Genomic DNA, 1567 nt, shown 5'->3' on the forward strand with positions numbered 1-1567 from the left:
GCTAAAGAGTTCCAAACGTTAGCCTCTCAGCTCAATGAATATCGCAGCCAAATCAATCAGGTGATCAAACGCGAGCAAGCTTTTGCGCGATATGCCAGTCATGAACTGAGAACGCCACTAACGGTGATGAAAGGATCGAGCAGCCTGCTAGCCAGAAGCCCAAGCACGCCGTTTCAAGAGCGTCAGATTGGCCGTATTCAAGATGCTACTCAGCAGATGTCGACCATGGTTGATGCTTTGTTGGGTTTGGTGCGATATGAACGCAACACAGACGACAGCCCCGTTCGAACCATCTCAGAGCAAGAGCTTCACAACATCGTTGCTCTTAGCCAAGCGCAAGCCGATGAAAAGTCGTTGGAATTTAATGTACAGATATTGGGCCATCCGCAAACCAAAGCGACCACTGCAGTGCTTAACATTACGTTGAGTAACTTAATTCGCAACGGCATTGCAGCCACGTCAGCGGGAACGATTCATATCACCATGACCGATACCACACTGTCGGTGAGAGATGAAGGCGAAGGCTTCTCTTCCGTGCCAGATGCCGAAGGCCATGGTTTGGGGCTCATGATTGTGGATGACTTATGCCGACGCTATGGCTGGCAATTCACTATTGATACACATTCTGAGGGTGGATGTGAGGCAGTGATTGACCTTTCGTCAGAGCATCATGAGGCTTGCTCAGAGCAACTTCCTCAGCACTAGATTCAATCAAGAGGTATCTCATTTGCTCAGTATCAAAACGGGTAGTTCGATACCTCTTTCTTATTCGATTGAATGAAATCTTATGCCACAAGCGCAACTAGTCGTTCGAATGCTTGCGATGCCGATTCCGACGCTTCGCACACAGAAAACACATCTTCGATAAAGTACTTCAACGCTCTGGATTCAATGGCTCTGATTGCAGCTTGCTGCTCGTCCGATAAATAGCCGTAAATGCTCGCCGCGCCAAAGTCACCGAAGATCATCTCGCCTTGTTCGTTCACCAACGTATTGTGCGCATACAAATCACCATGACACACCTTGTTGTCGTGTAGGTGATTAAATACGTCCACCATCTGCTCAACAATAGAATTCACTTGCTCGACTGTCATCGTAAACCCTTGTGGGAACGTATCTCGGGTGCAGGTTTCCAACGTTGGTGGCAAACCTAAGTTGTAGTAACTGTTTGGAATCAGCTCCATCACCAACGCAAGCTCTTTACCGTCATCCACTTGCGCGATGGATTTCACTAAGTTGTTGTGATGCCCAGATTGCAAACACGCTTCAAGTTCATCATGAGGATAGCCGTCACTGGTGACCTCGCCCTTGAACACTTTTACCGCAACTTCACTCGGGAAGTCGTATTGAGCGTCAATCCAGTTAGCATGAGAAATCACGCCACTTGCCCCTTGGCCGAGAACATGGTTAAGCGAGTAACTGTTTGTGGTCACTTTCGGCACACTGTCTAGCGAAGATGGGTGTTTGCAGAATGGATTACCTGCAAAAGCAAACCATGCCAATTTAGGTAGCTTCATCAGCACATCCGGAAAGTGCTCTAGCTGGTTCGCAGAGAGACGAACCAATT

General features: G+C 48.1%; 2 protein-coding genes. One reads left to right on the top strand and one right to left on the bottom strand.

Annotated features, from left to right (window positions below):
* The coding region (locus R7M72_RS24485; RefSeq protein WP_318056387.1) for a HAMP domain-containing sensor histidine kinase at positions 1-705 on the top strand (705 nt) is incomplete at its 5' end.
* Between the two features lie 80 nt (positions 706-785).
* On the opposite strand, the gene R7M72_RS24490 is transcribed toward R7M72_RS24485, so the two are convergent.
* A partial coding sequence (locus R7M72_RS24490; RefSeq protein ID WP_318056388.1) for a protein kinase domain-containing protein occupies positions 786-1567 on the bottom strand: 782 nt, incomplete at its 5' end.

It is taken from the genome of Vibrio sp. YT-18 (genome assembly GCF_033337345.1).
Lineage (GTDB): Bacteria > Pseudomonadota > Gammaproteobacteria > Enterobacterales > Vibrionaceae > Vibrio > Vibrio alginolyticus.